The organism is Streptomyces erythrochromogenes (assembly GCF_036170895.1).
Classification (GTDB): domain Bacteria; phylum Actinomycetota; class Actinomycetes; order Streptomycetales; family Streptomycetaceae; genus Streptomyces; species Streptomyces erythrochromogenes.
On the sequence record NZ_CP108036.1, the window covers coordinates 7,905,040 to 7,930,501 of the forward strand.

Consider the following 25,462-nt stretch of genomic DNA (forward strand, 5'->3'; position numbering starts at 1 on the left):
GCGGCCGCAGGTCACCGGGCCGGCAGGCCGCCCGTCACCGGGGCCGCCACCGACGCCGGTACGGGCGCCAGACCCGCCGGCCGGGTGGTGAACACGCCCCGGCCCTGGGTCCGGCCCCGCAGCCGGGACGCGTACCCGAACAGCTCGGCCAGCGGCACGGCCGCCGTGATCACCGCGGTGCCGGCTTCGGCGGTCTGGCCCGAGACCCGGCCGCGGCGGGACGCGAGGTCACCCAGAACGCCCCCGACGCCGTCCTCCGGGACGCTCACCGTGACCTCCACGACCGGCTCCAGCAGTTCCACCGTGCTGAGCCGCAGCGCTTCGCGCAGCCCGAACCGGCCCGCCGCCCGGAACGCCATCTCCGAGGAGTCCTTGGAGTGGGTCGCCCCGTCGGTGAGCGTGACCCGCAGCCCCGTCACCGGGTACCCGCCCAGCGGGCCCTCGGCGAGGGCGTCGCGGCAGCCGACCTCCACGGCGCGTGCGTACTCGTGCGGCACCCGGCCGCCGACGACCGTCGAGCGGAACTCGAAGACCGGCTCGTCCAGCGGCTCGACGTCCAGCACGACGTGCGCGAACTGGCCGGCGCCACCGTCCTGTTTGACGTGCCGGTGGACCAGGCCGGCCACGCCGCGCACGACGGTCTCCCGGTAGGAGACCTGCGGCCGGCCCACGACGACCTCCACCCCGTGGCCGCGGCGGATCTTCTCCACCGCCACCTCCAGGTGCAGCTCGCCCAGCCCCGACAGCACGGTCTGCCCGGTCTCCGGGTCGGAGCGCACCACCAGCGAAGGATCCTCCTCCGCCAGCCGTGCCAGCGCCGACGCCAGCCGACCGGTGTCGACGTTGCGACGGGCTTCGACCGCCACCGACACCACCGGCTCGGCCACCGTGGGCGGTTCGAGCACCAGAGGCGCCCCGGGCGCGCACAGGGTCGTGCCCGCCCGGGCGGACTTGAGCCCGATCACGGCGACGATGTCACCCGCGACCGCCTCCTCCCTGTCCTCGTGCCGGTCGGCCTGTACCCGCAGGATCCGGCCCACCCGCTCCGTACGGCCCGTGGCCGCGTCCAGTACCGTCGCGCCCTTGCGCAGGGTGCCCGCGTAGACCCGCAGGTAGGTGAGCCGCCCCGTCGCCGTGGCCGTCACCTTGAAGGCCAGGGCCGCGAACGGCTCCGCCGGGTCGGGTGCGCGCTCCTGCTCCGCGCCGTCCGCCGTACCGCGTACCGGCGGCATGTCGGCGGGCGCCGGCAGGTACGCGACGACGGCGTCCAGCAGCGGTTCGATCCCGCGGTTGCGGTACGCCGAGCCGCACAGCACCACGACGCCGTCGCCCCGCAGCGTCAGCTCCCGCAGGGCCCGGGCCAGCGTCCCGTCGCTCAGCGCGGAGTCCGAGCAGAACTCCTCCAGGGCCTCGGCGTGGAGCTCCGCCACGGTCTCCTCCAGCAGCCTGCGCCGCCGGCCGGCTTCCTCCCGCAGTGGTTCGGGGACCGGCTCCGACTCGAAGTCGGCGGAGCCGGCCTGCCAGCGCAGCGCACGCATGGCCACCAGGTCGACGACCCCGGTGAAGTCGTCCTCCCGGCCGATGGGCAGCTGTACCACCAGGGGTGTGACGCCCAGGCGCCGGCGGATCGACGCGACGGCGGTGTCGAGGTCGGCGCCCGCCCGGTCCAGCTTGTTGACGAACGCGATCCGGGGCACACCGTGCCGGTCCGCCTGCCGCCACACGGTCTCGCTCTGCGGCTCGACCCCGGCGACGGCGTCGAACACGGCGACGGCGCCGTCGAGCACCCGCAGGGAACGTTCCACCTCGTCGGAGAAGTCGACGTGCCCGGGGGTGTCGATCAGGTTGACGTGGTGCCCGCCCCAGGTGCAGCTCACGGCCGCGGCGAAGATGGTGATGCCTCGGTCGCGTTCCTGCGGGTCGTAGTCGGTGACGGTCGTACCGTGGTGCACCTCGCCGCGCTTGTGGATGGCACCGGTCGCGAACAGGATCCGTTCGGTGATGGTGGTCTTGCCGGCGTCGACGTGGGCGAGGATGCCCAGATTGCGGACAGCGGTGAGGGAAGTGGTGGTGAGGGGGCGTTCGTTGGCGCGCATGGCCCGGGGCCTTTCGAGTGAAGAGATGAAGAGGGCGGCGCGAATTCCCTGACGACGGCTCTCGTCACCCGTGCCCGGCAGCCGTGGACGGCCGTCCCGCCCGTGGCCCGGAACGGGTCCGGGCAGGCGGTGGCGTACGGAAGGCGGGGGAGGGGGACGGGACCTAAAGGTGCGTCACGGGCATACGGTGACGGCCGCGCAGCCGGCACCGGGCGTCACGAGACACCGGGATCACGTCGTACCGGGACGGGGGAGCGAAGGCGGCGGTGCGGTACGTGCGCATGGCTGCTGCTCCCCTTCTCTTCTGACTCGGCATGAGGCGCGCAGTGCCGTTTCGGCAGCGCGTACGGAGAGTCTAGGGAGCGGACCGGGGCGGGGCACCGCATTTTTTCCGAGAACTGCATGTACTGTGCGTGACGATCCACCACGGAAAGTGACAGTCCGTCCTCATTCTCGGGAGTCGTCATGTCCATGCTGCTGATCAAAGGGTCGTTCCGGGTGGACGGCGGTGCCGAACCGGACGGCGACACCCTCCCGTTCGTCCCGGACGACGTGGCGGACTGGAAGCTCGTGGGCGGCCGCGCCAGGGTCGTGCCCAAGGCGGACGGCCGCGCCGCCGTCCGCCTGGAGGGCGTCGACGCGTTGGAGACGCACTACAGGAAGACGGGCTACGGTCCGGAACGCCACCAGCCGAGGAAGCTCGGGCACCTGGCCGCCGACGCACTGCTGAAGCACCTCGGATTCACCAGCATCGACCGGCACGAGAACGAGACCGTGACCACCGTCCCCGTCCAGGTGCCCGGCTTCATCCTCACCAGTGGTGCCGACGCCTACGGCCGCTGCATCGCGCTGGCCTTCGACGGCAGCGTCCGACCGCCCGTGTACAGCGGCTACGAGGTCGCGGTCGACGAAGACCTGATGAAGAGGAGCGCCAACTACCGCCTGGTCGAGGACGGTCTGGCCTACCCGATGTTCTATCCGGGCCTGCCCGGCTATCTGCGCGACCTCCTCAGGGACGCCGCCCGGGAAGCACGCAATTCCGCACCGCCCAAGGGGGTGTGGGCCGAGGACAAGACCACCGGCGGGGCGTTGATCGACGGCATCGGGTCGATCACGGACGACGACACGGGCGTGGTGATCCTGCCCAAGCTGTTCCGCCGGCTGAAGGACTACCTGGACTCCGGTTCGGGCGTCACCTCGCTCGCCGGCTTCGCCGCCTACCTGGCCGGAGCCGCCGACGAGTACCGCCACCTGCCGGACGGCAGGACCAAGACCGGGCTGCACCGGCTGATCGAGATCAGCGAGGACGGCAAGACGCTGCGGATGACCCGTTCCTCCGACGAGCTCCTGTTCCTGGACAAGTGAGGAGACCGGCCATGTACGCGGTGATCCGGCGCTACGAAGGGGTGACCGACCCCGCAGAGGCGGGACGCCTGGTGGACGAGGGCTTCGTGACCCTCCTCCGCCGAGTCCCGGGATTCGTGGCCTACTACTGGGTCGACGCCGGGGACGCGGTGATGGTGTCCACCAGCGTCTTCGAGGACCGGGCAGGCGCCGACGAGTCGGTCAGGAGGGCTGCGGACTTCGTCCGGGATAACCTCGCCTCGCTGCTCCCCAACCCTCCCCAGGTCACGGCCGGCCAGGTGGTGGCAGCCGGGTAGCCGTGTCGACGGCAGCACGGTGGGCACAAGCGCCGCATGACCCTTCTTCTGCTCGTCCTGCTGCCCCTCGGACTCGCTCTCGTCCTGCTGACGACCGGCCACCCGCACCAGCACGGCCGCCACCGCAACACCCGCTGACACCGAACGGCATGCCCCGTCAGGACCGCTGTGTCAGCGGCAGTCTGAGGACCAGTCGGGCGCCGCCCGCGCAGTCCTCGGCCGTCAGCGTTCCGCCGTGGTGCGTACTCAGGTCACGCGCGATGGCGAGGCCCAGGCCGGCTCCGCCGTGGTCGCGGCTGCGGGAGTCGTCGAGCCGTGTGAACCGTTCGAAGACCCGCTCCCGCTCGGCCCCGGGGATCCCCGGCCCGTCGTCGACGACCTCCAGCACGGCGGTGCGCACCCCGCCGCCGCCCGTGGTGCGCAGCGTGACGTCCACGCCGCGCACGGCGTACCGCTGCGCGTTGTCGACGAGGTTGGTGACGATACGGCCGAGCCACAGCGCCCCGGCGGTGACCTCGACGTCCGCCGCGAGGTCCACCCGTACGGGCACCCGGTCGCCGAGGCGTTCCTCCAGCACCTCGCGGACCAGGGCGCCCAGGTCCAGCGGGACCGCCGTCACGGGCTGGGCCGCGTCGATACGGGCGAGCAGCAGCAGATCCGCCGCCAGGCGCTGGAGCCGCTCGATGTCCTCCAGGGCGCCACCGATCAGCTCGGGCCACAGCTCGGGGTCCCGGACGGCCAGCGCCACCTCCAGCTGCGTGCGCAGGACGGTGATGGGGCTGCGCAGTTCGTGGGAGGCGTCGGCGATGAACTGACGCTGGCGGATGCCGGACGCCTCCAGCCGGTCCAGCGTGGCGTTCATGGTCTCGGCCAGCCGGGCGACCTCGTCACGGGTGGCGGGGACCGGCACCCGGCGGTGCAGGTCCCGGTCGGAGATCCCGGCGACCTCGGCGCGGATCGCCTCCACCGGCCGGAGCGCGTGCCCGGTGACCCGCCAGGTCACGAGGACGACGGTGGCCAGGAGCAGCGGCATGCCGATCACGAGCGCGGCGGTGGTGGTGTCGTCCGCCGCGTCCGCGTCCCGCAGCGAGGCACCGGCGTAGACGGTGGCCGGGCCGTCCGGGGTCTGCGTGACGACCTGCACGACCCGCTGCCGGTGGTCGCCGTCGACCGGACGGACCCGCCAGGTGTGCATCCGGGTCCCCGGCGTCCCGAGCGGCGCCGGCGGGAACGCGGGCACCCCGATGAGGTTCGGACTGGAGAACAGCACCCGCCCGTCCGCGCTCACCACCTGGACGAACTCGACCGCCCGGCCCGGCGGGCGGGCCCGGCCGAGCTTGCCCGTGGCGGCGAGCTGCGCCACGGTCTCGGCCTGCCGCCGCGCGTCGTTCTCCGCGTTGCGCAGCAGATTGGCCTCCAGCAGCCCGAGCAGGGCGAACGAGGCCAGCGCCAGGGCCGCGGCCACCACCAGGCCCGCGCCCACGGTGGCCCGGGCCCGGACCGTGGTGGGCCACAGCCGGCGCAGGGCCGGCCACCGGCCGAGGACGGCGCCCCGGAGCGAGCGCAGTCCCTCGCCCACGCGCCCGCGGGAGGGGCCGGCCGGTTCAGCCACCGTCGGCCGCCAGCCGGTATCCGGCTCCCCGTACGGTCTCCAGCGCTGCCCGGCCGAACGGGGCGTCGACCTTGCGGCGGACCGCGCTGACGTGGACCTCCACGACGTTGGGGTCGCCGTCGAAGGCGGTGTCCCACACCTGTTCCAGGATGTCCCGCTTGGAGACCACCTCGCCGGACCGGCGGCCCAGGTACTCGAGTATCGCGAACTCCCTGGCGGTCAGCCGGACCTCCGTACCGCCACGGGAGCACGTGCGCCGCGCCGGATCGATCAGCAGGTCGCCGAACCGCATCACCTGCGGCCGCCGGCCACCCGTACGCCGGCCGAGCGCGCGCAGTCGGGCGACCAGCACGAGATAGGAGAACGGCTTGGACAGGAAGTCGTCGGCGCCGGTGTCCAGGGCTTCCGCCTCGTCGTACTCGCCGTCCTTGGCGGTGAGCATCAGGATCCCCGACTCGTTGCCGGCCGCGCGCAGCTTCGCGCAGATCCGGTAGCCGTTCAGCCCGGGGAGCATGATGTCGAGGACGATCAGGTCGTAGTCGTGCTCGGTCGCCATCCACAGGCCCTGGGACCCGTCGTGGGCCACGTCCACCGAGAACCCCTCGGACTGCAGGCCCCGCTGCAGGGCCACGGCGAGCCGCCGTTCGTCCTCCACCACCAGTACGCGCATGCCGAACAGGATCGCAGGCCCGCGCGGTGCCCGGCTGAAGAGGTCTTCAGGTGGCTTCAGCTGGGCTTCAGCATCCCCTCAGCATGCTCTGGGGCGAGCCGGGCAGCGCGTCCGGCTGTCCGGAGGAGTAGCCGTATGTCTGAATCCGTTCCGCCGCCGCCCGAGCAGCTGCCCGAGAACGCGCCGGCGACCGGCGCCCGCAAGCGCGTGGCGCTGTCCCGGCTGGTGCCCCGCAGCAAGCGCACCCGCTGGGCGGCGGCGGGCGCGGTCGTGGTGGTCGTGGGCGGTGGGCTCGCGGCCGCAGCCGTGGCCGAGCACCACCACCACGACCGAGCCGACCGCGGTCCGCACACGATCCGCTTCGAACCCGGCCACGGGGGTGGGTTCAAGCGGGGGCCGCAGGGCGGGGCGCCCGACGACGAGCGTGCGCGGAAGGCACCCCGTGGCGAGGACGGTCCCGGGGTGCCCGAGCGGTTCCGCCACCCCGACGCCCCGGGGCTGCCCGGAGCGCCCGGCCGGTCCGAGCGGCGCGAGGGTTCCGGCAAGGGTGGCCAGGCGCCCGCGCCGCTCCCCTCCCTGTCCATCGGCGACGCGGCCGGCAAGGCCGCCGCGGCCGTGCCGGACGGGAAGGTGGAGAGCCTGCGCGCGGTCGCCCAGGAGGGCGGGGGCGGCGCCTGGCTGGCCGTGGTCCTCGGCCCCGACGGCGTCCGGCACGCGGTCACGGTGTCCGGCACGGACGGCACGATCACCGGGAACACCACCCTCGGCGGGTAGTCGGTTGGTCGGGCAGCGGGGTGCCCGGGTGATGGGGAAGCCGCACGGCCTACGGGGCCATCGCGCGGCCCCCGATCCCGGGGGCCCCGTCGAGCTGGCCCTGCCACCAGGCGGCCATCCCGGCGCCGTCCATGGCCGCCCAGGCCGGAGTCCGCTCCACCTGGGCCCGGCCCAGTCGGCGGGCCAGCGCGACCAGTTCCCGGCCGGCGGCCCCGCGCGCCCGGTGGTAGCCGTCCAGCAGTTCCCCGAAGGACTCCGAGCGGCGCCAGCCGTCCGCGAGGGCGGTCGCGTCCTGGAGCGCCTTGGCCGCCCCGCTCGTGTTGTGCGGGCGTACGACGCTGGCGGCGTCCCCGGCGAGCAGCAGGCGCCCGCCGGCGGTGCGGGCCGCCTCCAGGTCGTAGATCGGCTGGACGAAGGTGTCCGCCGGGTCCGTCAGCGCGAGCGCCCGCCGCCAGTACGGGGGGAACTCACGCTCCAGCAACGCGTCGAGGTGCTCCGCCAGTCCGGGGGTCAGCGCGCCCGGCGGGAAGCTGGTGGGATCGTCGAGCCGCAGCTGTCCGTCCCGCGGGGGAGCGGCGTAGAGCACCCAGTTCACCCGGGGGCCGCCGGGACCGGGGATGCGGTAGACGACGCAGCTGCCGCCCGGGAAGCACACCGTGGTCACCGCCTCGGGCACCGGGTCCCCGGGGCCGCCGAGCTCGTCGAGGCGCGCCGCGTCGACGTTCCCGCGCCAGCACACGTACCCCGCGTAGTGCGGTCGCGCGTCCGCGCAGAGCGCCGCGCGCACCACCGACCGGTAGCCGTCCGCGCCGACGACCAGGTCGTAGCGCTCCACGGAACCGCTCGCGAGCCGCACCCGGGCGCGGTCACCCTCACCCTCACCCTCAGCTTCACCGGCTCCGGCCCCGGTTCCGGTTGCGGCGGCCTCGACGGCCGTCACCGTCTCGCCCTGCCGGTAGACGACGGTGTCGGGCACGGACTCCCGCAGGCCGCGCCAGAGCAGCCCCCAGTGGTAGGAGTGGAAGGGGAAGGGCTGCTGCCAGATCAGCCGCCCGCCGGCCCCCTCGGCGTCGTCCCGGACCACCCAGCGGCGCCGCTGGAGCGGATGCGCGGTGATCCCCGCCGGCAGGGCGCCGCTCGCGCGGAGTTCGACGGCCCGCTCGTCGTGCACGCACAGCCCCACGCCCCGGTCCTCCAGCCGGCCGCGCGTACGCTCCAGGACCGTCACCTGCCCGGCACCCGCCCGTGCCACCGCCGTGGCGACCGCGCAGCCCGCGATGCTCCCGCCGATCACCGCAACCGTTCCGCCCCGCACAACCGCCTCCTGAACGCCTGCTGCCGGTTTCCTGCTGCTTGTCGCTGCCGCCGAACGACACCGCCCGTGCCCCGCGTCGGGCCGTCCGCAGGCCGACCACGTTGTTGCATCCCCCGCCATGCCGTACCCGATGCGTTCACCGGCCCGCAGGTGCCGGCGCGGGCGCCGGGGGAGTGGGCTGCGGCGACCCCTGGAGGGCCTGCGCGGTCAGCACCACCAGCGCGTCCGTCCAGCCCAGGGGCGCGACGGAGGACGGCAGCCCGGCCCCGTTCACCGTTTCGGGGAGCTCGCCGAGCCCGTTGCGCTTGGACAGCACCCAGTCGAGCACCCGGTCCGCCTTCGCCTGCTCACCCGTGCCCGCCCAGGCCAGGGCGAAGAAGGAGGTGCTGGCCGTCCAGGCGTACGATCCCCAGCTGAAATCCGGGTCGTTGCCGGGCGAGACGCCGCCGTTGGGCAGCAGCAGCGCCCGGTGGGTGGAGTCCAGCGCCTCCCCGAGGCCGGGCGGGGCGGTGTTGAACGGGGGCGCCATGAACGCCACCGCGCTGTCGCGGCCGTGCTTGCCGTCGACGGTGCGCTGGTAGCCCAACGGGGCGAAGGAGGCGGCGATCCCGGCGGAGAGCCGCCGCGACGCGGCCGCCCAGCGCTCCGCGTCCCCGCCCGAGCCCAGCCGGGCGGCCAGATCCGCCGAGGCGTTCAGCCCGGCCAGCAGGGGAGCGGCGGTGCCGATGTTCGCGGTCGCCGTGTCCAGCTCCCAGTAGTCCGGGGAGGCCGGAGGCAGCCCGTCCGGGCCGAGCGAGCGCGCGGCGAAGTCGGCCGCGGCCCGGACCATCGGGTAGAGCTCGCGCAGCCGTTCGTCGCGTCCGGCGGCCGGCGCGGCCCGGTACCACTGCCACGTCGCCCACGGCACCCAGCCGTTGCCGTCCAACTGCCACTTCCGCGCATCCGGCGGTCCGCTGCCGTCCAGCGTGGTGCGGGCCTCCCAGGTCCCGTCGGCCCGCTGGGTGCGCGCGTCGTACTCCAGGATCCGGTACGCCTCCTCGTCGTGCCCGGTCACCGCGAACGCGGCCGCGGCGAACGCACCGTCCCGGGGCCACGAGTACTTCCAGGGCGGCGACCACCCCGCGGCGAAGGCCCCGTTGGGCTTCAGCAGCGCCCGCATCGACAGCAGGGAGCGCTCCACGGCGGCCCGCTGCTCCGTGCCGGCCCCCGGCACACTGCCCCCGGCCAGCCAGGCGCGGCTCTCCTCGATCTGCGCCAGCGCGCCCGGGTCGTCCGCCTCGACCACGGCCGACTCCGCGGCCCCGTCGGGCAGGTACCGCCAGCGGCCGGAGGGCAGTCGGAGCACGTTGCTCCCGTCGACGTACGAGGCTCCGACCGCGAAGGACGGCAGGACCGCCTCGGTGGCCACCGCGTTGCTCAGCAGGCCCGCGGTACGGGCCGCGAGTGCCCAGGCGGGTACGTAGCACGGCTCGGTCTCCCCGCACCGCTCGCCGCCGGTGGGGTTGACGTGGAAGGCCAGCCGGCCGGAGTCGTAGGCGTGCCAGCCGCCCCAGTACGCACGGTCGTAGTTCCAGCTGGTGAGCGAGCCGGGTACGTCCTGCTGCGTGCCGTACCAGGCGACCGGCTTGTTCTCCGCGGTCGTGGCCTGGACGAAGAGGTAGTAGGTACTGCCCGCGGTGACGTCGGCGTCCCCGAGCGGGAACTCCACCCAGCCGGCCCCGGCGCCGCCGAGGGCGGCGAGGTCCAGGGTGGCCGAGGCGATCGCCGAACCCGCGTCCGAGCGCACCCGGCGGACCTGGGCGGTCACCGTCCCCGTCGCGGCCCCGCTGCCCAGCCAGACGCTCACCCGGGACAGCCGGGCAGCGTCCACCGTGAACTCCTGGGCGGCCGCGTGGCCCGTGGCCTTCACATCGAAGAGCGCGCTCTCGTGGCGCACCTGCCCGTCGTACGGCACGGCGGCCGCGGCCGCGGCGTCGGGCAGCACGGCCGGAACACCGGGCAGCACGGCCGGAACACCGGTCAGGGCCAGGGAGAGCAGGGCGGGCAGTACGGTCCTCGCGAACGCCATGCGGATACGGCCCTTCCTCCTCGACGGGCGCGCGGGCGGAGGGTGCCCGGCGCCGAATGCCGGACCCACCATGCAGGCAACCGGCCCCGGGGCGGGCAGAGTCCGCACGTGTCCCACCGGATCGGGTCAGGGAGCCATCCGATCGGGGGCGTGCGCGGGGGGCCGGGGGCGCGCGCAGAAGCGAATGCGCTTCGTTTCCGGGATTTCCGGGGACCGGCTTGCACGATCGGGCTCGTTTTCCGATGGGGTGGTGATTGGGAGCGCCCGGCGCTCCACGGCCGCTGGTGCGGGGGCAGGCGGCCGGTTACGCACAACCCACCGGAAGGTTCGCTCCGACGTGAATGTCGCCGAGACGCTCGCCCTCGCGCTGTTAGTCACCACCGTGGTCAGCGTTGTCGTGATCGATGTGTTCCGGGCGCGCATGCGCCTGCCGGGCCCCGGGGCGGAGAGAGGAAACGGCGAGCCATCCGACGGCCGCCCACCAACCGTCCCCGCGGCCCGCCACCGTCAAGTCTCCGCCACCCCGACGGGCGGCGATGAACAGTTGTGGGGGAGCGTATGAACGAAGGAGAATTCGACCCATCAGGAGATCGTGCGGTCTCCAGTGAACTGGCCGGCGTGCTGCCGGTGGAGTTCACGGCTTTCCACTCCCAGCAGCACCGCGCCTATCTGCGCTACGCCCACCTGCAGCTGGGAAACCCCAAGGACGCCGAAGAAGTCGTCGACGACGTGTTCACCTTCCTGCTGAAGGTGTGGCGCCAGGCGCTGAAGGAGGCGAGCCTGCACGGCTTCGCCTGGGCCGTACTGCGCGAACACGTCGAGCGGCGGCTGGCCGTTCTGGGCCGGCAGGTGGCCATGGTCGAGACGGCCTGGTTCGCCGCACTGCGCCGCTCCTCCCGGGAACGGCTGGAGCTGCTGGAGTCGAAACTCGGGCTGTACGCGGCGATCGCGGGCCTGTCCGAGCGGCAGTACGACGTGGTGCTGCTCGCCTTCCTGCTGGGCAACGACTGCGACACGGTCGCCCGGATGATGGGGATCTCCCCCGCCACCGTCCGATCGCACATCCGCGGCGCACGCCGAACCCTGTCCCGCAAACTCGGGGTGGACTGGATCCCCGGAGAGGAGAAGGACCAGTGAGCGACATGCCACGCCACCGCGACATGCCGCTGTGTGAACTGGACGCGTCCCTGGCGGACGCGACGGTCCTCGCGGAGGAGTACGCCGGATACGACGAGGGCGCGGCCCGGCGCCGCATCGCCCGCCGGATCGCCGCGGACCGGGCCCGCGCGGCGACCGGAACCGCCACGGCCGGCGCGGCCGCGGCCGCGCGCGGACGGGCCGCCCCGGCCGAGACCGACGAGCTGGTCCTCGACGCCGCCTGCCACGTGCGGGCAGCCCGCGGCCTGGACGACCTCACCTGGTGCCTCGTGGAGAGCCGGGACTTCGCCGAACTCGCCCTGGCCGTCGACTCCTGGCCCCACGGCATGGACTCGGCGCTGCTCTTCGGCTGCCTGCTCCACCTCGCCGACCGGACGGAGGGAGCGCAGTTCTGGTTCCAGTACGCGGCCGGAGCGGGCTCGCAGACCGCGGCCCGCTGCCTCTACCTCCACCACCTGTCGCGCGCCGAGGTCGCGACCGCCCGGTACTGGAAACGCCAGGCCCACGTCCTGCCGCCCGACGAACACCTGCCGCCCCTGCCGCAGATCCCGCACGACCTCGAAGAGGCCCTCGGGGCCTCCGTCATCTGGACGTCCCCGCCCATCACCACCCAGGACCTCACCTCCCTGACCGGCGGACCGGGCGGGTCCGCCAGGCCGCCGCTACGGCTCCCGGCACGACTGCGGCAGGCGCTCATGGCACGCCCCCGCAAGGAGCACCCCGACCTGGGGGAGGTCTTCACGCCCGGGCCGCAGGTCGCCGTGGCCGTCGCGCAGAACGCCCGGCTCAACCCCCTTCACCTCACGGAGCAGGCGAACGGGTGGGCACTCGAAGCGCTGAAGCAGCCGCAGTTGACCCATGCGGCCCGGACGTCCCCCGAGGGACGGACGGCCCCGGCAGCGCTCGAATCCGTCCACCAGGCGCTGCGCGTCCTGGAAGTCGTCAACCGCCACTCGGGCGGGGTGAACCTGACACAGATCGCCCGTGAGACGAAGCTGCCGCAACTGGTCCTCGCCCGGGCCGTGGAGCAGCTGATCCGCGCCAATCTCCTCGCGCCGATCGGACCGGACGCCTACGTCGCCGGCCACGCCCTCCTGCTGAGCGAGACGGACGGCGCGGAGGGCCGCGGGCACCTGCGCGAGACGCTGGCCTGGGTGCGGGACGCCGTCGGAGCCGCCGTCTACGTCGCCCGCTACACCGACGGCGAGGTGGCCATCACCCAGTACGCGGACGGTCCGGCCGCACCCGCCGTCGAGGAGTGGGTCGACTTCCGCGCCGCCGCCCACGCCTCCGCGGTGGGCAAGGCGCTGCTGGCCCAACTCGACCACGACCACCGGCGGGACCACCTGTCGCGCCACCGGCTCACCCCCTTCACCACCCACACCCTCACCAGCCGGCAGGTCCTCTTCCGGCAACTCGACGACCGCCCGCCCAACACGCCCCTCCTCGACCTCCAGGAGTACGCCCTCGGCACGGTGTGCGCGGCGGTGCCGATCACCGCCGGCCCCAACCCGGAATGCGTGGCCCTGTCCATCCCGGTCCCCGATCCGGGCCGGCTGAAGCAGGCCGCCCGGATCCTGCAGAGCGAGGCGGCCGCGGTCTTACTCGCGCTGATCGTCGCCGGCAGCACCCGCCCCACGGCCCGCAGGCCGGAGGACACCATCCTGTCCACCTCAGCCTAGGAAGGATCCACCGCCCGACGCGGGCCAGGACTCCGGCCGGGTCCTGGCCCCGCGTGGTTCGAGACCGGGCCGCGGCAGCGGAGGCGGAGGTACGCGCGCCTGCGGCGTCCTCGGCGCCCGGCGGTCGTGCGGAGAGGCCCAGGACCCGGGCCGGTGCCGGCACCGACAACACACCGGCCTACGGGGCGGGAGGGCGGCCGGTGTGGGTGGGGAGGGCCGCGACGACGGTTTTGCCGGTGCGGTGGGACCGGACGAAGGTGCTGGGCGCGAGAGTCTTGACGACCCGCCATCCGAAGCCGCCGGGCGTGTGCGGGCAGGGCGGTCCGAGGTGGGGCAGGAGGGCCGAGCGGTCCGACACCTCGACGACGACCTGGCCGGCCCGAACGGTGACCCGGAAGCCCGTGACCCCTCCCGCGTGCCGCACGGCGTTGGAGACGAGCTCGCTCACCACCGTCAGCACGTCGGCGACCAGGGACGGGGGCGCGTACTGCTCGGCCAGGACGCGGCGGGCGTAATCCCGCGCCCGCGCACAACTCGTCCCGGGCGGCGGATTGGGTGCGACGGATCGGGGCCTCATACTCCTCGGCTTCCCCACGTGCAGCAAGAGATGCCGGCCCCGCGCCACACAGCGGTCATCCGACCTGTTCGGTGGTGTCTCGGATGTCGAACAGGGGCAGCGCGCCCGTCATCTCCATCATTCTGTGCAGCTGTTTCGGGAGCGGGCCCTGGAGCGCCAGGGGGCGGGTGTTGCGCAGCCGGATCAGGGCGTTGAGGAAGCTGGAGTCGCCGAAGGCCACCTGCCTCACATCGACGACCAGGAGGCCGGCCGGCACCGGCCCGATGTCGCAGGCGTCCACGAGCAGTCCCGCGGTGTCCAGGTCGAACTCGCCGGAACAGACGACCACCCGCACGCCGTCGGCCTCGGCCCTGACTGTCACCCGGGGCGCCTGCACGCTGTCTCCTGGAACACGAGCGGATCTGACCCGACTGACCGTACGAGGTGCACCGCGTGCGCGGAAAGCCACGAAACGAAGATCACGTATTCGCAAATGGACCTGGGACACACGTGGTCAGGGCCCGGCGCGGAGGGTGAACGCCCCGTCCCGTCGCCCTCGTCCGTGCCGGCGGGACGCGAAACGGGGTGGACAGGGTGATCGCGGCAGCCGTTCCTTCGACCGGTCCCAGCCTTCATACGTCCAAAGAGGTGCTTTCGATGACGGTCCAGGTACGCATGCTCGACCTCGCCTGCGACAAGGGCGAGATGCTGTGCACCTGGGCGCGGGACCACGGTGTCGCCGGCACCGGGGTCGACATCAGCACCGTCTTCCTCGACGCCGCCCGGGGGCCGCGCCGTGGAGCTGGGCGTTGCCGACCGGGTCGGCTTCGTGCACGCGGACGCCTCGGGCCATGTCGCCGACGATCCCCGTCGGCATCGCCGCCTGCGTAGGCGCCACCTGGATCGGCTCCGGCGTGGCGGGTACCGTTCGAACTCCTGCGGCGCAGTCTCGCTCCCGGCGGCATGATGCTGATCGGTGAACCGTACCGGCGCCGCGAGCCTGAGGACCGGACCGTCGTCGAGGGCTGTCACATGGCCGGCAAGGACGACCTGCTCACGCTGCCCGAACTGCTTGAACAGTTCAGGTACCTGGGCTGGGATGTCGTCGAGATGGTCCTTGCCGACCAGGACAGCTGGGACCGGGGTACGTCGCGGCACAGTCTCAACATGCGGCGCTGGCTCGATGCCAACCCCGACGACGAGCTCGCCGACGACATGCGTGCGGAACTCGCCGCGGGACCTGCCGGCCACGCCAGGTACCAGCGCGAATACCTCGGGTGGGGCGTGTTCGTCCTGATGGACCGCTGACACGCTCCTCCGCGTGAGCCCCGGCGCCACCTGCCGGGGCTCACCGAGGTAGGCCGTCCCAGAACGAGCAGTGGTGCGCGGAGTACGCGTCGACGGCGTGGATCGCGCCCGGTCGGGGAGTCAGCGACTGCACCGACCGCGGGTGCGGCGACGAAGAAGGGTGGAGGAGGGGCCAGGGTGGTGCGTCGGGGGTGTTCGGATTTCCGGTCCGCGCGAAGCTCGTCCAATAGCCGACCATCCGGTCCGACAGGGCGCGCTGGGCGTCGGTCATCCCTCGTTCGGTGGGGAGCGAGGAGAAGAGGAAGGGCATCTCGAAGCCGTGCGCCGCACCGTACGGGAAGCCAGGGTTCGGCGGCAGGCCGGTGAGGACCGGAGCGTCCCGGTCGCTGAATTCGTAGCCGTAGAGGGGAAGGCCGGGGGCGTGCACGGCGATGTCCCGGCCGACGGCCAGTGTGGTGCAGGTGAAGGACCGATCGGTCAGCACCGCGGCCCATGCCAGAGCGGGCGTGAGGTGGTGCGCCGCCGGATATTGTGCCTCGACGCCCGGTGCGGCGGCCCCGAAGGCCTCCACCAGGCGGGCGCGGTAGTCGTCCTCGGTGCGGATCGGGAACGCGGCGAGCGACAGGCCGACGAACATCCGCATCTCGTCGTGGTTGGTGCCCAGGATGACCGGTACACGGTGGAAACGTCCGGATGCCAAGGCCTGGTCGGGGGCCATGGGAAGCAGCGCATTGCCGAAGGCGGGCCGGTTGAAGGACTGCATCAGTTGCGCGGTCGCGAGGCGATCCGTGCTCTGCCCGCGCAGGCAGGCCAGCACGTCGTCTCCACTGCCCGTGGTGCAGCCCAGTTGCCGGGCTGCTTCCGTACCGGCGGTCTGGACCTCGGCCTGTGGGACGAAGGGCTCGTACGCAGGTGTCCCGGGCCCGAGAGCGCCGCGCGGGAAGGACGTGCGGCAGGAACCGCTCTGGAGAACGGCCCGCTGGAAGAGTCCGACGGCCGTGGGCGAGGTGAGGTGGGCACAGATGCTGAGGGCGCCTGCGGACTCACCGAACAGCGTGACATTGCGCGGATCACCGCCGAAATGCTCCGCGTTCGCCCGCACCCAGCGCAGGGCGGCCTGCTGGTCGGCCAGGCCGAATGCCGGGGCGGACCCCAACCCGGAGTGGCCGAAGTAGCCAAAGATCCCCAGACGGTAGTTGACCGTGACGAGGACCGCTTCACCCCGGACCGCCAGTTGTTCGGCACTGTAGTCACCGCCTGAACCGCCCAGGAACGCACCACCGTGCATCCATACCAGCACGGGCAGCCGCTGCTTCGCCGACGGCTTCGGCGTCGGCGTCGGCACGGTGACGTTGAGGTACAGGCAGTCCTCCGACCCCACGACACCGCTCACGCCCGGTGCAGGCATCTGCACGCAGCGCTGGGCCGGCTTCGTCGCATCCCTGACGCCTTGCCATCGGGTGCTGGGGGCGGGGGCGCGCCAGCGCAGCGTTCCGGTCGGCGGCGCGGCGTAGGGCAGACCGTCGAAGGTGGCGTACGAGCCGTGGGACACGCCACGGACCCGGCCGAGATCGGTTCGCACGACGGTATCGCTCGGCCCGTCGGACCGTGGTGGACGGGGTGCGCCGGTCGCCGGCGCGGCGGTGGCGGCGAGCAGGGCGACCGTGCAGAGCAAGGGGAGGAGCAGCGCACGCAGGCCGGCCCGTCGGGAGGGAAGCGGTGCCGTCTTGACAGGGGACATGGGTCATCACCGTTGCGGATCGGGGGCGGGATGGCGCGGAGCCGCGTGACACCGCTCAGGCCCTGACGAAGCCTGGGACGTGGGAGCGGTGCGAACCGGCGCGCCAAGTGCTCCATACGCTAGGACCTCCCGTGCACTGGAGGTTCAAGAGACTGTGACGCAAGACACCTGGAGCATCGGTGAACTCGCCACCGGCACGGGGGTGCCGGTGAAGACGCTGCGCTATTACTCGGACAGCGGTCTGCTGCCCGTGGCCCGTCGTAGCACGGGTGGCCATCGGCGCTACGGTCCCGAGGCCTGGGAGCGCATCCGTGTGATCAGGCACCTACGGGCGCTGGACATGCCGATCGCGACCATCACGCAGGTGGTCACCGGTGAGTGCTCCCTCGGCGAACTGGTGGCGACCGAACTCGAAGCGGTGCAGGAACGATTGACCGAACTGCGCTGGCGTCAGGCCACGCTCGCGTCCTTGGACGACTGCGGGAGTGAGGAGCGGCTCCGGCGTCTGGGGATCCTCGCCCGTGTGCAGCAGCTTCCGCAGGCGCGTCGTACTCTCACCGACCACTGGTACCGCGAGCTGTGCACGGCCATGCCCAAGAACCGACTCGACATCATGATCGCCATGCTGTCCCCCGATCCTCCGCAGGACCCGGAGCCCGCCACGGTCCTGGCCTACGCCGAGATGCATCTGCTCATCTCCACGCCCAGCTTCACCCGGTGGACCCAGGACCACGGCGAGGAGATGAAGGACGGCCCCGCCTTCTACGGCGAGATCGACCAGGCAGCGGCTCTGACGGTCACCGCCCTGGCCCAGGGGCTGGCGCCCGGCGCCGGCGAGGCGGTCAACGCTTTCGTATCCGCCCACGCACGGGCCCGACGGGAGTCGGACACGCCCGCCTTCCGTGAATACCTGCACGGCCTGGTGTCGAAGTCATCCGGCTTCGACCCCCGCCTGGAACGGTATTGGGCTCTGGTCGCCACCGCCACCGGGGGCCGTGTACTGAACATGACGGTGGCTCACCGGTGGCTGACCGACGGCCTGGCGCTTTCGCTGGCCGAGCAGGGCCGGACTCGGCCCGAGTAGAGAGGGCGAAGGCCGCATGCGCGGCATCGTACGTTCCCGGTCACGAGGCGGCCGGGACGTGGCCCCGGTCCCCGTCAGCGGTACGGCGTGACGGCGGGACCGGGAGCGCGGGGACCGGGTCGGGTCAGGGGGCGATCGGCAGCTGTCGCTTGTGCTCGGTGGCCCGGTAGCGGTTGACGATGACGTCGAGGGCGGCCGCGTCCACCGGCTTGCCCTCCAGGACGTCGTCGATGTCGTCGTAGGTGACGCCGAGCGCGTCCTCGTCGGCCAGACCCGGCTTCAGCGTCTCCAGGTCCGCGGTCGGGGTCTTCCAGATCAGCGAGGACGGCGCGCCCAGAGCCTCCGCCGTGGCGCGGACCCGCCGCTTCGTCAGGCCCGTGAGCGGAACCACATCGGCCGCGCCGTCGCCGAACTTGGTGAAGAAGCCCGACACCGCCTCGGCGGCGTGGTCCGTGCCCACCACGAGACCCGCGTGCGCGCCCGCGACCGCGTACTGGGCGATCATGCGCTGGCGGGCCTTGATGTTGCCGTGCACGAAGTCCTGGTGGTGCGCGTCACGGAAGACCGTGCCGCCGGCCAGCACCGCCTCCAGCGCGGCGTCGCTCGACGCCTTCACGTCGACGGTCAGGACCTGGTCGGGCCGGATGAACTCCAGCGCCAGCTGCGCGTCCGACTCGTCCGCCTGCACGCCGTACGGCAGCCGCATCGCGAAGAACGTCGCCTCCTGACCCGCGGCGCGCACCCGCTCGACCGCGAGCTGGCACAGCCGGCCCGCCGTCGTGGAGTCCACACCGCCGCTGATGCCCAGCACCAGCGAGCGCAGGCCCGTGGAGCTCAGCCGGTCGGCGAGGAAGGCTACGCGGCGCTCGATCTCCTGCCGGGCGTCGAAGGACGCGCCCACCTGGAGGTCCCGGGCGATCTCCTGCTGCAGTGTTATGGACGCCTGGTCGGTCACGATTGCTCCTCGGTCGGGCCCCGTGGACAGGTCGGTTCGTGCCGCGGGGCGGGCCGCGGGTGCGAAGAGGGGGCCGGAAAGCACTCTAGAGGAAAGGCCGCGGAGCCCTGCTCAAGGGCCGTGCCTGCGGTGCGGACGGGGTGCCCTCGGCCGGCTGGTTCCGCGTCATCCCGCCGCGATGAGCCCGGGCAGGTCGCGCATGTCGTGGAACACGCGCGTCCCCGGGCCTTCGAGCCGCTCGCCCGGGGTCATCCCGCCCGCGTAACCGAACGACCGCATCCCGGCGGCGCGGGCCGCCTCGACACCCGGCCGGCTGTCCTCGACGACCACGCAGGCCGCCGGATCGACGCCCATGCGCTGCGCCGCGTACAGGAACAGGTCCGGGGCCGGCTTGCCGCGGGCGACCTCCGTGGCGCTGTGGATGCGGCCCGCGAAGCGGTCGTAGAGCCCGGTGCGGCCCAGGGTGTGGCGCATCTTCTCGTGCGAGCCGCTGGAGGCGACGCAGGTCGGCAGGGTGATCGCGTCGAGCGCCTCGGGCAGCCCGTCGACGGGGGCCAGGCCGGCGTCCACCGCCTCGCGGTGCAGCTGCTCGAACCGCTTCGCCCAGACGTCGGCCGTGCCCTCGCCGAGCCGGGCCGCGACCTGCTCCCGCACGGAGGCGTCGGACCGCCCGATGAACAGCTCGATCACGTCGCCCTCGGTGAGGGGCCACCCCAGCTCCGCCCCCAGGGCGACCTGGACGCGCATCGCGATGCGTTCGGTGTCGACGAGCACTCCGTCGCAGTCGAATATGACGAGTTCAATCGGCTTGATCATTCCCGCAGCATAGAGTCCTGGGCGGCCGGGCGGGTCGGAGCTGCTCCTCGCAGACGTCCTCGCCCACCTTCAGGGCCGACCGCCCGATGCCGATCTCGGCGTGCAGGACGCCGCCTCCCGGAGCGCCTGATCTGTCGAGATTGTCGGGAATGTCGGGAAGGTCCCGCCGGGTCCTCCCCGCGGCGGACCGACGGGTTCCGTCCGCACGCATGAGGTGCCGGACGCGGGGCAGGCGGAGTTCACGGGGAGAACGAACGCCCCCGCACGACAGACGAAGAAGGACGGACGGCCGGGGCATCCCCGCCGTCCCCCGTCCATCGGAGGAGTTGTTTCCGCGTGACTGAACATGTGTGGAGTTACAAGTCGACCTCGGGCCACCTGGCCGGTACCGATCTGACCGGCTACAAGGTCGAGGCGACCGACGGCGGCATCGGCAAGGTGGACAAGCACTCCGACGAGGTCGGTGACGCCTACCTGGTCGTGGACACCGGGGTCTGGATCTTCGGCAAGGAGGTCCTGCTGCCGGCGAGCACCGTCGTCAGCATCGACCCGGAGGCGCGGACGCTCTACGTCGACCGCACCAAGGGCCAGATCAAGGACGCCCCCGAGTTCCATCGGGACAAGCACCTCGGGGACCGGGAGTACCACCAGGAACTGGGCGCCTATTACGCCGCCACCCGGTTCGGTCTCCCGCCGCTCTGACCGGCCCGAGTCCGACCGCTTCGAGGCCGTGGGCCCGAACTCCCCGAGTTCGGGCCCACGGCCGTGCCGCGTTCCGATGGGGAGCGCTGTCGTACGGCACCGGCTCCCCGGGCCCGCGCGCGTGATCGGGCCGTTGCCGGGTACCCGCGCAGCAGAGACCCGAACGCGGACAACTCCCAGGAGAAGGAAGCCCCATGACCCTGATACCGCACGCGAACGACAAGTCCGTCCCCATCCCGACGGAGCTGCGGCGGCAGGTCGCACGTGCGACCGGCCGGCTGCGGGACACTGCCGTGCACGTCGGGCGGCTCGTCGAGGACAAGACGCCGGATCCCGTTCTCGCGGGGGCGTTCCGGACGGCGACGCGCGTCCGGGACACGGCCGCCCGCGCCGGGCGGCTCACCGGGCACGGGAACCTCGACTCCGTGCGGGCGAAGGCCGGCCGGGCCGCGACCCTGGCACGGGCCAACCGCACCGCGCTGGCCACGGCCGCCGGTGTACTGACCGCCGCCGTGATCGCGCGGCGCGCCCGACGGGCACGGCGCGCGAAGTGAAGTAGGGCGTCCGAGGCCGGCACGGCCCGGCACGGCCCGGCCCGGCCCGGCACGGCCCGGCCCGGCACGGCCCGGCACGGCCCGGCCCGGCACGGCCCGGCCCGGCACGGCCCGGCCCGGCACGGCCCGGCCCGGCCCGGCCCGGCCCGGCCCGGCACGGCCCGGTCGGGCCGTGCCGGGCGCGGCGGCTCCGCCGGGACGCCGGCGTTCAGCCCCGCGGCCCGGCCGCGGGCTTCCGCGCCCGCTCGGCATTGAACTGCGCGCCCGTGAGCAGGGCCAGGTTGGCGAACCAGAGCCAGATCACGAAGACCACGATCCCGGCCAGCGACCCGTACAGGCGGCCGTACGTGTCCAGTTGCGTGTACAGCGTGAAGAGCCCCGAGGCGGCCAGCCAGAGCAGGGCCGCCAGTACCCCGCCCGGCAGGCCCCGCCGGGTGCCCCGGCTCTGGACCGGGCCGGTCCGGAACAGGACCAGCACCAGGAGGGTCACGACGACCAGGAGCACGGGCCAGCGCAGCAGCGCGACGGCTTCCGGGCCGCTCCATCCGACGGCCCGGGCGGCCCATCGGGCCGGCGGTCCGGACACGACCAGCCCCACCGCGCCGACGACGAGCAGCACCAGCAGCAGCCCCGCGTGGACGACCAGCATGTGCGCGGCACGCAGCGGACGCCGCGTGTCCGGCACCCGGTGCATGGTGTGCAGGGCGCGGCGGAACACCGCCAGGTAGCTGCACGCCGACCACAGCGCGCTCACCACCCCGCCGAGCAGCAGGGCCCACATCGACGAATGCCCCTCCGGAACGCTGCCCAGCGCCTCACGGAGCACCTGCGCCGACTGCGGGGGTGCGTACGCGGTCAGGTCGGCGATGAGTCCTTCGCGCCGCGCCCCGCCCAGCAGCCCCACGACGGACACGGCGATGACGAGCGCGGGCAGCAGCGCGAGCAGGGCGTAGTAGGTGAGGGCGGCCGCGTGGTCGGCCAGGTTGTCCGTCCAGACGCGGACGGCCGTACGCCGCAACTCGGCGCGGGTGCGCGCCGCGAGGGCGCTGACGGCGGTGCCGGTGTCGGCGGTCGCGGTGCCGGCGATGGCGGGCGGACCGCCTCGGCGCGAAGTGGTGCGGGGGATGTCGGTCACCCCGTGCGCGTGCCCTCCCGAGCCCGCGCCCATGCGCCCGCGGGGCATCTGCGTACAGGCCCGTCCGCCGGGTACACGGGCGCCATGACATGGAGCCACGCGCGAAGGCGCGACGCAGAGCCGCAGGAAGCGGTGCGGCCCGTCACAGTGTCCGCGACGAAGAACCACCCGACGTCCCCGACCCACCAGACCCGCCCGACCCACCCGGCCGTGCGGGCGCTGGCCATGCTGGCGGCCTTCGCCGGGACCGTCCTGTTCAGCGTGGTCCTGGCCCGGCTGACGCTGGAGCCCTCCGCCGCCTCGGCGGCCCTCGTGCACAGCAATCTTCAGCCGGGCCGCTCGATCGAGGCCTACCTGGAAAACGCGTCGACGCTCGAAGCGGCCCGCCAACTGGGCGGCAACCTGCTGCTCGGTGTGCCGTTCGGCGTGCTCCTGCCCGTCCTGCTGCCGCCCGCCCGCGGACTGCTGCGCGTCGCCGCGGTGACCATCTGCCTGATGACGCTGGTGGAGCTGATCCAGGGCGCCCTCGTCACCGGACGCGTCTTCGACATCGACGACGTCATCCTCAACACGGCCGGCGCGCTCCTCGGTTACCTCTTCATCGGCCTGCGGCTGGGCCGCGCCGTGCACCCGCGCCGCAGGCACTGGTGGCACCGCCGTCCTTCGTGACTCGTGAGTACTGCACACCCCATCGGTGACAGCGGTGACTGTCGGCCCCTCGGCCCGGCGTGACACGGTCGGGTCTGCCACCGACCGAGGGAGCAGGTGTGAACAAGGGGTACGCCGCCTACTGCGACGCCGACCGCTGGTTCTACGACGCGCCGTACCGGCGGGTCGGCGAGAGCTACCCGCCCGCCCTCGCCCCCGTCCCGTCGGGCTGGCGCTCGCACCGCAGCGGCGACTGGCTCGCACTGCGGCCCGCCGGCGCCGAACTGCCTGCGCAGGGCTGGAAGATCCACGTCTCGGCCACGCTCGACAACGCCGAGTCGGTACTCACCACGGTGTACGCCTACTGCACCGAGCGGAACATCGCCTTCAAGTTCGTCCCGAGCCGCTACCTGCTCCACCTGCGCAACGCCAAGTACGCCGACCGCGCGGCGAGCGGGAAGTTCATCACCGTGTACCCCGCCGACGAGGGGCAGTGCCGACGGATCGCGGAGGACCTCGACGCGGCGCTCGGCGGCGCGGCCGGCCCGTACATCCTCAGCGATCTGCGCTGGGGCGCCGGACCGGTCCACCTGCGCTACGGCAGCTTCACCCTGCGGCACTGCTACGGCGAACACGGCGAACTGGTCCCGGCCGTCGAGACCCCCGACGGCCGGCTCGTACCGGACCGGCGCGGACCCGCGTTCCAGCCGCCCGAGTGGCTCGAACTGCCCGCCTTCCTCGACCCCCACCTCCAGGCGCGCTCCGCCGTCACCCTCGCCGGTGTCCCCTTCACGGTGGAACGGGCGCTGCACTTCTCCAACGGCGGCGGCGTCTACCTCGGCAAGGACAGCCGCAGCGGCGAGACCGTGGTCCTCAAGGAGGCCCGGCCGTACGCCGGACTCGCCGCCGACGGCGCCGACGCCGTCACCCGGCTGCACCGCGAACGGACCGCGCTGGAACGGCTGGCGGGCCTGGACTGCGTACCGGCCGTCCGCGGCACCTTCACGGTCGGCGACCACCACTTCCTGGTACTGCAGCACCTCGACGGCAAACCGCTCAACACCTACTTCGCCCGCCGCCACCCCCTGATCGAGGCGGACCCCGCCCCGGCGGAGCTCGCCTCCTACACCGCATGGGCGCTGAAGATCCACCAGCAGGTGACCGAAGCCGTCGACGCCGTCCACGCCCGCGGGGTCGTCTTCAACGACCTCCACCTCTTCAACATCATGGTCGCCGAGGACGACACCGGCGAACCCTCCGTCGCACTCCTGGACTTCGAGGCCGCCGCGCACATCGACGAGGGCCTGCGGCAGACCGTGGCCAACCCGGCCTTCGTCGCCCCGGCCGAGCGGCGCGGATTCGCCGTCGACCGCTACGCCCTCGCCTGCCTGCGGCTCGCCCTGTTCCTCCCGCTGACCAGCCTGCTCGTCCTGGACCGCACCAAGGCCGCACACCTGGCCGCCGTCGCCGCCGAGCAGTTCCCCGTACCGCGCCGGTTCCTCGACGAAGCCGTCGAGGAGATCCTGTCCGGCGTACCGGAGGGCTTGCCGGGCGACCGCCTGCCCGCACCGGCCGGACCGTACCTGCCCGTCGAGCCCGGCGAATGGCCGGCCGCCCGTACGTCGATGGCCGCAGCGCTGCGGGCGAGCGCCACCCCGCACCGCGAGGACCGCTTCGTCCCCGGGGACATCGCCCAGTTCGCGACCGCCCACGGAGGCATCGGCTTCGGCCACGGGATCGCCGGGGTGCTCCACGCCCTCGCCGAAACCGGCGCCGGACCCTGGCCGGAGGCCGAGGAGTGGCTGGTCGACCGCACGGCGGAACCGGCCTCCGGCACCCCGCTCGGCTTCTACGACGGCCTCGCCGGCACGGCCTGGACGCTGGACCGGCTCGGACACCGCGAACGCGCCCTCGCCCTCGCCGACCGGCTGCTGCACCAGCCCTGGCAGAGCGCGGGACCCGACCTGTACGGCGGCCTCGCCGGCATCGGCCTCGCCCTGGACGCACTCGGGACCGCGAGCGGCGAGAGCGAACTGCACACCGCGGCCCTGCGCTGCGCCGAGCTGGTCGCCCACCCGGACCGACGGCCCGGCCGCGCGGGCCTCCTGTACGGCAACTCCGGACCCGCCCTGCTCCTCGTACGCCTCTACGAGCGCACCGGCGACAAGGAACTGCTGATCCAGGCCGCCCACGCGCTCCACCGCGACCTCGACCGCTGCGTCACCAGCGCCTACGGCACCCTCCAGGTGAACGAGGGCTGGCGCACCATGCCGTACCTCGGCGAGGGCAGCGTCGGCATCGGAATGGTCCTCGACGACTGGCTGGAGCACGGTCCCGACGAGCGCTTCGAACAGGCCCGGACCGAGATCGTACGGGCGGCGCAGGCCACCTTCTACGCCCAGCCCGGGCTGATGCGCGGCGCCGCAGGAATGATCCTGCACCTGGCCCGGACCACCACGCCAGGACCCGGCACCGGGCCCGGAGCCATCGCCCGCCAGATCGACGCACTGGCCCGGCACGCCGTGCCGTACCAGGGGCATCTGGCCTTCCCCGGCGAGCAGATGATGCGGCTGTCCATGGACCTCACCACGGGTACGGCCGGCGCTCTCCTCGCCCTCGGCAGCGCGGCGCCCGGCGGGCGCGCGCACCTGCCGTTCCTCCCGCCGCTGCGCCGAGGCGCCGCGGCCCACCAGCCGGTCCCGCCCGGGGCCGTGACCCATCGCACCACCCGAGAGAAGAGGAACCTGACATGACGCTTCTTGACCTGCAGTCGATGGAGACCCCGAAGGAAGAGACCGCCGAGGTCGCGATGACCGGCGGCGGCAGCCGCGCCAGCCTGCTCCTCTGCGGCGACAGCAGCCTGAGCATCACGACCTGTAACTGACCCAGGTCACCTCGGGCCCGGGCGGTTCACCGCCCGGGCCCGC

General features: G+C 73.3%; 23 protein-coding genes and 1 pseudogene. 13 read left to right on the top strand and 11 right to left on the bottom strand.

The window, feature by feature from the left end:
* Window positions 1-11 precede the first annotated feature (11 nt).
* Window positions 12-2,096 (bottom strand): elongation factor G, encoded by a 2,085-nt coding sequence (gene fusA, locus OHA91_RS36310; protein WP_266505053.1) that lies wholly within the window; start codon window positions 2,094-2,096, stop codon window positions 12-14.
* Between the two features lie 465 nt (window positions 2,097-2,561).
* Here fusA and OHA91_RS36315 point away from each other — a divergent pair, with 465 nt between their 5' ends.
* Window positions 2,562-3,461: a thermonuclease family protein gene (locus OHA91_RS36315; RefSeq protein ID WP_031148053.1), complete on the top strand. Its 900-nt coding sequence runs from the start codon at window positions 2,562-2,564 to the stop codon at window positions 3,459-3,461.
* Window positions 3,462-3,472: 11 nt separating this feature from the next.
* Window positions 3,473-3,757 carry a hypothetical protein gene (locus OHA91_RS36320; RefSeq protein ID WP_266505049.1) on the top strand — a complete coding sequence of 95 codons (285 nt, stop codon included), beginning with the start codon at window positions 3,473-3,475 and terminating at the stop codon, window positions 3,755-3,757.
* 157 nt (window positions 3,758-3,914) lie between these two features.
* Here the strand turns inward: OHA91_RS36320 and OHA91_RS36325 are convergent, their stop codons facing one another.
* On the bottom strand, window positions 3,915-5,282 hold the full coding sequence (locus tag OHA91_RS36325; protein ID WP_031148058.1) for an ATP-binding protein: 1,368 nt from the start codon (window positions 5,280-5,282) through the stop codon (window positions 3,915-3,917).
* Between the two features lie 79 nt (window positions 5,283-5,361).
* On the bottom strand, window positions 5,362-6,039 hold the full coding sequence (locus OHA91_RS36330; RefSeq protein ID WP_031148060.1) for a response regulator transcription factor: 678 nt from the start codon (window positions 6,037-6,039) through the stop codon (window positions 5,362-5,364).
* Window positions 6,040-6,174: 135 nt separating this feature from the next.
* On the opposite strand from OHA91_RS36330, the gene OHA91_RS36335 reads away from it, so the two are divergent.
* Complete coding sequence (locus OHA91_RS36335) at window positions 6,175-6,813, top strand: hypothetical protein (protein ID WP_266505045.1); 639 nt, start codon at window positions 6,175-6,177, stop codon at window positions 6,811-6,813.
* A gap of 49 nt (window positions 6,814-6,862) precedes the next feature.
* On the opposite strand, the gene OHA91_RS36340 is transcribed toward OHA91_RS36335, so the two are convergent.
* Both OHA91_RS36340 and OHA91_RS36345 read right to left on the bottom strand, forming a co-directional pair.
* Complete coding sequence (locus OHA91_RS36340) at window positions 6,863-8,128, bottom strand: FAD-dependent monooxygenase (protein WP_328740800.1); 1,266 nt, start codon at window positions 8,126-8,128, stop codon at window positions 6,863-6,865.
* 136 nt (window positions 8,129-8,264) lie between these two features.
* The gene (locus OHA91_RS36345) at window positions 8,265-10,196 is read right to left on the bottom strand and encodes a glycoside hydrolase family 15 protein (RefSeq protein WP_328740801.1); all 1,932 of its coding nucleotides are present in this window, start codon (window positions 10,194-10,196) and stop codon (window positions 8,265-8,267) included.
* A gap of 337 nt (window positions 10,197-10,533) precedes the next feature.
* Here OHA91_RS36345 and OHA91_RS36350 point away from each other — a divergent pair, with 337 nt between their 5' ends.
* The 3 genes from OHA91_RS36350 to OHA91_RS36360 all read left to right on the top strand — a co-directional run bounded on the left by OHA91_RS36350 (window position 10,534) and on the right by OHA91_RS36360 (window position 13,036).
* Window positions 10,534-10,758, top strand: a complete 225-nt coding sequence (locus tag OHA91_RS36350) for a hypothetical protein (RefSeq protein ID WP_158714746.1) — start codon at window positions 10,534-10,536, stop codon at window positions 10,756-10,758.
* Window positions 10,755-11,333 (top strand): RNA polymerase sigma factor, encoded by a 579-nt coding sequence (locus OHA91_RS36355; RefSeq protein ID WP_220818769.1) that lies wholly within the window; start codon window positions 10,755-10,757, stop codon window positions 11,331-11,333. Before OHA91_RS36350 ends, OHA91_RS36355 begins: the two co-directional genes overlap by 4 nt.
* A gap of 872 nt (window positions 11,334-12,205) precedes the next feature.
* Window positions 12,206-13,036, top strand: coding sequence for an IclR family transcriptional regulator (locus tag OHA91_RS36360; protein ID WP_051892978.1), 831 nt, complete (start codon window positions 12,206-12,208; stop codon window positions 13,034-13,036).
* Window positions 13,037-13,214: 178 nt separating this feature from the next.
* Here OHA91_RS36360 and OHA91_RS36365 read toward each other — a convergent pair whose 3' ends face one another.
* Together OHA91_RS36365 and OHA91_RS36370 are read right to left on the bottom strand one after the other, a co-directional pair.
* Entirely contained in the window at window positions 13,215-13,613 is a 399-nt protein-coding gene (locus tag OHA91_RS36365; RefSeq protein ID WP_266505028.1) for an ATP-binding protein, read from the bottom strand.
* Window positions 13,614-13,668: 55 nt separating this feature from the next.
* Window positions 13,669-13,974 carry an STAS domain-containing protein gene (locus tag OHA91_RS36370; RefSeq protein WP_158714747.1) on the bottom strand — a complete coding sequence of 102 codons (306 nt, stop codon included), beginning with the start codon at window positions 13,972-13,974 and terminating at the stop codon, window positions 13,669-13,671.
* A 203-nt stretch (window positions 13,975-14,177) separates the two neighbouring features.
* On the opposite strand from OHA91_RS36370, the pseudogene OHA91_RS36375 reads away from it, so the two are divergent.
* A pseudogene (locus OHA91_RS36375) lies at window positions 14,178-14,900 on the top strand (SAM-dependent methyltransferase).
* A 40-nt stretch (window positions 14,901-14,940) separates the two neighbouring features.
* Here the strand turns inward: OHA91_RS36375 and OHA91_RS36380 are convergent.
* Window positions 14,941-16,641 (bottom strand): carboxylesterase/lipase family protein, encoded by a 1,701-nt coding sequence (locus OHA91_RS36380; RefSeq protein ID WP_328740802.1) that lies wholly within the window; start codon window positions 16,639-16,641, stop codon window positions 14,941-14,943.
* Between the two features lie 154 nt (window positions 16,642-16,795).
* On the opposite strand from OHA91_RS36380, the gene OHA91_RS36385 reads away from it, so the two are divergent.
* The gene (locus OHA91_RS36385) at window positions 16,796-17,725 is read left to right on the top strand and encodes a MerR family transcriptional regulator (protein WP_051892947.1); all 930 of its coding nucleotides are present in this window, start codon (window positions 16,796-16,798) and stop codon (window positions 17,723-17,725) included.
* Between the two features lie 124 nt (window positions 17,726-17,849).
* Here OHA91_RS36385 and nadE read toward each other — a convergent pair whose 3' ends face one another.
* The gene (gene nadE / locus OHA91_RS36390) at window positions 17,850-18,680 is read right to left on the bottom strand and encodes an ammonia-dependent NAD(+) synthetase (RefSeq protein ID WP_308289134.1); all 831 of its coding nucleotides are present in this window, start codon (window positions 18,678-18,680) and stop codon (window positions 17,850-17,852) included.
* 165 nt (window positions 18,681-18,845) lie between these two features.
* The gene (locus tag OHA91_RS36395) at window positions 18,846-19,496 is read right to left on the bottom strand and encodes an HAD family hydrolase (protein WP_031148079.1); all 651 of its coding nucleotides are present in this window, start codon (window positions 19,494-19,496) and stop codon (window positions 18,846-18,848) included.
* A 336-nt stretch (window positions 19,497-19,832) separates the two neighbouring features.
* Between OHA91_RS36395 and OHA91_RS36400 the strand changes: the two genes are divergently transcribed.
* Together OHA91_RS36400 and OHA91_RS36405 are read left to right on the top strand one after the other, a co-directional pair.
* Complete coding sequence (locus OHA91_RS36400) at window positions 19,833-20,198, top strand: PRC-barrel domain-containing protein (protein ID WP_031148081.1); 366 nt, start codon at window positions 19,833-19,835, stop codon at window positions 20,196-20,198.
* Window positions 20,199-20,392: 194 nt separating this feature from the next.
* Entirely contained in the window at window positions 20,393-20,752 is a 360-nt protein-coding gene (locus OHA91_RS36405) for a hypothetical protein (RefSeq protein WP_328740803.1), read from the top strand.
* Window positions 20,753-20,960: 208 nt separating this feature from the next.
* On the opposite strand, the gene OHA91_RS36410 is transcribed toward OHA91_RS36405, so the two are convergent.
* Entirely contained in the window at window positions 20,961-21,887 is a 927-nt protein-coding gene (locus OHA91_RS36410) for a YihY/virulence factor BrkB family protein (protein WP_328740804.1), read from the bottom strand.
* Between the two features lie 84 nt (window positions 21,888-21,971).
* Here OHA91_RS36410 and OHA91_RS36415 point away from each other — a divergent pair, with 84 nt between their 5' ends.
* From OHA91_RS36415 to OHA91_RS36425, 3 genes are all read left to right on the top strand, one after another.
* Window positions 21,972-22,556, top strand: coding sequence for a VanZ family protein (locus OHA91_RS36415; RefSeq protein ID WP_245240051.1), 585 nt, complete (start codon window positions 21,972-21,974; stop codon window positions 22,554-22,556).
* A 98-nt stretch (window positions 22,557-22,654) separates the two neighbouring features.
* On the top strand, window positions 22,655-25,288 hold the full coding sequence (lanKC, locus tag OHA91_RS36420; RefSeq protein ID WP_328740806.1) for a class III lanthionine synthetase LanKC: 2,634 nt from the start codon (window positions 22,655-22,657) through the stop codon (window positions 25,286-25,288).
* Window positions 25,285-25,419: a SapB/AmfS family lanthipeptide gene (locus OHA91_RS36425; RefSeq protein WP_030962357.1), complete on the top strand. Its 135-nt coding sequence runs from the start codon at window positions 25,285-25,287 to the stop codon at window positions 25,417-25,419. The genes lanKC and OHA91_RS36425 overlap by 4 nt, the downstream gene beginning before the upstream one ends.
* Window positions 25,420-25,462: the final 43 nt, after the last annotated feature.